General features: G+C 56.3%; 3 protein-coding genes and 1 pseudogene. 1 reads left to right on the plus strand and 3 read right to left on the minus strand.

The window, feature by feature from the left end; translation table 11 throughout:
* Positions 1–200: 200 nt before the first annotated feature.
* Together FHT19_RS24225 and FHT19_RS24230 are read right to left on the minus strand one after the other, a co-directional pair.
* Positions 201–2,624: a TonB-dependent receptor gene (locus FHT19_RS24225; RefSeq protein ID WP_168558088.1), complete on the minus strand. Its 2,424-nt coding sequence runs from the start codon at positions 2,622–2,624 to the stop codon at positions 201–203.
* A gap of 20 nt (positions 2,625–2,644) precedes the next feature.
* Positions 2,645–3,310, minus strand: a complete 666-nt coding sequence (locus tag FHT19_RS24230) for an EthD domain-containing protein (protein ID WP_168558089.1) — start codon at positions 3,308–3,310, stop codon at positions 2,645–2,647.
* Positions 3,311–3,491: 181 nt separating this feature from the next.
* On the opposite strand from FHT19_RS24230, the gene FHT19_RS24235 reads away from it, so the two are divergent.
* The gene (locus FHT19_RS24235) at positions 3,492–4,427 is read left to right on the plus strand and encodes a LysR family transcriptional regulator (RefSeq protein WP_168558090.1); all 936 of its coding nucleotides are present in this window, start codon (positions 3,492–3,494) and stop codon (positions 4,425–4,427) included.
* Positions 4,428–4,808: 381 nt separating this feature from the next.
* On the opposite strand, the pseudogene FHT19_RS24240 reads toward FHT19_RS24235, so the two are convergent.
* Positions 4,809–4,928: pseudogene (locus FHT19_RS24240) on the minus strand (IS481 family transposase); the annotation flags it as partial.

Raw genomic sequence — 4,928 nt, forward strand, 5'->3', positions numbered from 1 at the left:
TCCGCGCTGTAGCGCTTCCTCGTCGTCTTCATTCCAGTCCGTTCCTCAGGTCGGGCTGAGCTTATCACCCCGTCCAGAAAATCGGCACCACCTCAGATGGACACATGGCGATCGTCGTTCATGAGCCCACCCCAATTTCGTCAAGCGGGACCATAAGCTCGGGAAAGGAAGCCATGATCGCCGCTTGACGATAGAAAAGATCAGAACTTGTAGCTCAAACGAACACCATAGGTACGCGGAGCCGAATTGATACCGGTGACGGTTGAGGTCGGCGAATTGTAGTAGCTAAGCACCCCGCGCCGCTTGTTCTCCATGTTGTTGGCGAAAGCCGAGATGCTCCATGCTCCGCCAGTTGGCTGGAAGGTCAGCCCGGCATTCGTTGTCCAATAGGCACTCTGGGTCTGCGAGGGCAGGTATTCGAAGCCGATGAAGCTCTTGCTCTGATAATGTGTGGAGGCCCTCGCGATCAGCTCATAATCGCCGATTTTGACGTTTTGCTCGCCGCCAAAGTTGATTGTCCATTGCGGCGCCTGAAACGCCGATTGGCCAGAGCAATCAATGGTGTAATTGGAGCCTGCGGTAAAGGCTGCCGGGGGCGTAACGCCGCATGCCACATAGGGCGGTGGGTTCGCGGTGGCGTTGGTGACGGCCGGAGATGTATATTTGAACGAGTCGAGCTTGGTTTCGAGATATTGCACATCGGCAAACAGGCGTGTTCCCTGCGCGGGCTTGACCTGCAATTCAACCTCGATGCCCTTGTTGGTCGAACGACCGATGTTCTCGGTGTAAAAGGTTGAGCCCAGTTGCGGGTCGGGGCCGAGGTGGGAAACCTGCTGGTCTGTGTATTTCCACAGGAAGGCCTCGACATTGAGCTGGACGCGGTTGTTGAAGAAGCGGTTCTTCGAACCCAATGTCCATGCCCGAATGTTTTCAGGGCCGAACGTGGGGCGGAAGCCGGAAAAGGCAAAGCCGCCCGAACGGAACCCAGTATCATACGAGAGATAGAGCAAGGAGCTGGGCGCAAGATCATACTCAGCGCCAAGATGGTAGGTGAACCTGCCATCGGTGCGAGACTGGTCAAGCGTAGTCGTGCCTTGCAGAAAGATGGTGTTCGCAGCAGCTGCACTGGGTTGGATGTAAACCGCCGGGGAATTGGCCGTCGGTGGCGCGACCTGGATCAGCCCCAGTTGCGCAACCGTGTCTGCCACCGATGAGGCAAAAGGCAGCAAGGGCGCGTTTGCGCAGACATGGGTGGGCGAAGCGCAAACATCGAGCAAGACGTTCGCCGTCCCCGCGAAGGAGCGATGATCGTTGGTGTATCGGCCGGACGCAACCAGTCGGAAGCGGTCGGTAACCTTGAAGCCGAGGCGGCCAAATGCGGCCAGCGATTCGGTTTCGAGCTTATACTTCTGGAAGGAGTCGAGCACCTGCATGGTAACCCGGAAGTCGGGTGCGTCGACGGTGTCCTTGAAATAGAACCCGCCCACCAGCCAGGATAGCCGCGCGCTGGGGTCGCCCGACAGGCGCGTTTCGAGGCTGAATTGTTTGTCCGAATCGCGCGTATAATTGGTGAAGCCACCGCCACCTGTCGTGGCTTCCTGTTTGAATTGGCGATAGGACGGGATGACCGTCAGGGTGCCAATCCCGGTCTTCCAGGTCAATTCGGCATTGATGCCCCAGTTTTCATTGTTGACGCGTGGCGAGGATAGCAGCGGGCCAAGCGTCCGGCCCGAGACGCCGGAAAATGCCTTGCCCAGAAAAGCCGCCGAGCGGCTGTCAAACGTGCCGACCGAGCTGTCCAGTCCTGATGGAATGGCTGTATAGCTGTTATTGGCAGGATTGAAGGCAACGGCGTGGGTGAAGGTTCCGCCGCCGCCTTTACCGCGCTGCTGATAATAGTCCGCGGCGATGCGCAGGCTGAAGTCATCGGAGGGCTGGAACAGCAACTGGGGCCGAATTGCCCAGCCTTTGTCATCGTCGGTCCCGTCCGAATTATAGCCTTTGCGATCAACGCCCATGGCGGCGATGCGAAGCGCGGTAATCTGGCCAAGCGGCACGTTGATGGCACCTTGCACATTGAGCGCGTCGTAGTTGCCATAGCTTAGGTCGACGAAGCCACTCATTTTGCCCAGTTCGGGGCGTTGCGGTAGCACGTTGATGGCGCCGCCCGTCGAGTTGCGGCCATAAAGGGTGCCCTGCGGGCCCTTGAGCACTTCCACCCGCCCGAGGTCGTAAAATACGCCCGATGTGGATGCGGGACGGGCCAGATACACGCCGTCATAGTTGAACGATACAGCTCCGTCCGTGTAAGAATTGGCGACAAAGGCGCCAACGCCACGAACATAAAAGCTCGCCGTTGTGCCGCCGGCGCTTGACGCTTGCAGAGCCGGAACGAGGGCTGCGAGATCTGTCGCCTTGGTTACCCCGGCGCGGACAATATCTTCACTGCTGACCACAGACACGGCGACGGCTGCACGTTGCAGCGGCTCGGGCCGCCGCTGAGCTGTCACGATGATATCAGTTAAACCCTGGCCTGGCGCCGTTGCAGGGTTTTCCTGCGCCGACGCAGGAAAGGAGCCAAGCGCGCTAATTAAGCCGGTTCCCAGGAAAAGGGACTTCTTCATTTTAATCCTCCCTATTGTTCTTATTTGAATATTACGGTGTTGCAGACGATGAGATTTTCGACCGGCTTGCCGCCCGAACTGTCGTTGGCCGCAGCAATGGCACCAAGAAACGCGCGCAGATCCTCACGGTTGGCAAAGCTGATTTCGTCAAACTGGTTGAAGTCGCACGTAATCTTGTCCGAAGCCGCAGAGTTGATCACCAGTCTGTCGGGCTTGGGGATGGCTCCGGTTTTGATGACGTCATGAAGCCGGGCCGCATGTTCTGCGGCGAACGCCTTGTGGTCGCCAGCCACTTCACGCAGAACGAATGCCTTATGCGTCTCGGCCTCGATACCATCGATAATGACGTTTTCGTCGACTATGAGCGCCTGCGAGCCCGCCTCATCTCGGAAGTTGTCTTCGTCGGGGCCGACAACTTCGATATAGGCGGTTGATTGCTTACTGGCGACCAAACCAGCCAAGTCGGCGAAGCTGATCAGAGTGACCGCGCCTCTTTCCAGAGGGGTATAGCCGTCCGGAAGCGGAAAAGTTTCGTCGACATAATGATGGATGTAACGCTGGAATGGGCCTGAAACGTCCGGGTGTGCAAGGCACAGCGGTCCATGATGACGTTCAAGGTATTCACGCAATTGTGCATGCGACATGGCGCTGCGGTTCTGCGGTATGATTGCCAGTTTGATCGGCATCGAACTCCCCTTGTTTGGCCCTTCGACGGGACGACAGGCTGTGGCCCAAGGTCGTCACGGTGGTTTGTGGAGTCCGCATAGTTCGAATTATAGCATAACGGTAATGTATTTAAATTATACGCTGCAATGAAAATTTGTGATACAGCATCGACGATGCGATAGGGTGTTGGGGATTAAGGGCATGCGTTTCAAGGGGCTGGACCTCAACTTGCTGCAAGCGCTGGACGTGCTGCTGACCGACCGCAGCGTCTCTTCCGCCGCCCGGAAGCTGGCGGTGACTCAGCCGGCAATGAGCGCGATCCTGGCACGTCTGCGCGAGTTTTTTGGCGACGACCTGCTAACCATTCACAATCGGCGGATGTATCCCACCGCATTCGCGCAAAGCATTTGGCCGCGCGTTCGCGAATTTCTGTTGGTGGCGGATAGCCTGGTTTCGGACACGTCGCTTTTTGATCCGGCGACTTCTGAGCGAGCCTTTATAATAGGCGCCTCAGATTATCTCCAGCATACGCTTGTTTTTGAATGGATTCGTTCGATACGAGCTTCGGCACCTAATGTTCGCTTCGAGCTTTCCAGCATCGACGAGATGCTGCTGCGAAAATTCGAACTCGCCGAAGCCGACCTCATGATTCTTCCCGAAGAGTACGCATCGGAACGGCATCCACTGCAACCTCTCTTTGAGGAGACCCATGTCGTGTTGGGCAGGTGCGACGATCCGCGGTTTGCTCATCCCATTACCGAAGAAGTTCTGTTGGAGGCGCAGCATGTTTCGTGCATGATTGGGCCATGGAGAAGGCCGTCGTTTGCCGACCGGAATTTGGAACACCTTCATAAAGTTCGGCGCATTGGGGTGGTCGTGGATACTTTCATGGCCGTGGCCCCAGCGGTGCTCGCGACGAATTGTCTCGCTATTGTACAGCGACGCCTTGCAGAGCGAATTTGCGAAATCTACCCGACCCTCTGTGTGCCATTACCATTCAAATTTCCCAGAATGCGCGAGGTCTTGCAGTTCCACCATAGCCGCGTCGACGACGAGGGTATCACTTGGCTGCGCCAGAGTCTCAAAGACGCAGCCGATAAGACAAGAATCGCGTCAGCCCATGTTAAGCTAGGGTGACAACCCATGCACAGATCTGATTTCGCTCTGATCTGATCAAAGATTGCTCTTCCCATCAGATTATGTGATGAGCTAACGCCTTTGTAATAATTTTAAATTTCTCGCTTGCCGACAGTGCGGGCAAAAACGCGGCGATTGGGAGGGGAGTGGATCGCATAAACACAGCCGTGCGGTGCCGCAGTATGAAGACTGGACGCGGTCGGCAATGACGCGTCTATCAAACGCCGCAGATTACGCCCAAGCCGGAACGGGAATCAGCGTCATTGCAAAAGCCATTATGTTGCTGTCGGTCTGTGTTGCGGCGTTCAGTGTCGATCAGCCGGCCCTGATCGGCGGGTATTCGATTTTGTGCTGCAATGCTTCTCAAGGTTCTATATGGCGCTAGGTGTCTGGTTGTGAGACCTCGTTGGCGTAGAATAGGATTCGGTCTACTTTATTGAGCAGATCATTCTGATCTGCAGGTGGCTTGTAAAGTTTGTTCTCGAGGCGGCTGTTGAGCTT

The organism is Novosphingobium sp. SG919, from assembly GCF_012932495.1.
Taxonomy (GTDB): domain Bacteria; phylum Pseudomonadota; class Alphaproteobacteria; order Sphingomonadales; family Sphingomonadaceae; genus Novosphingobium; species Novosphingobium rhizosphaerae.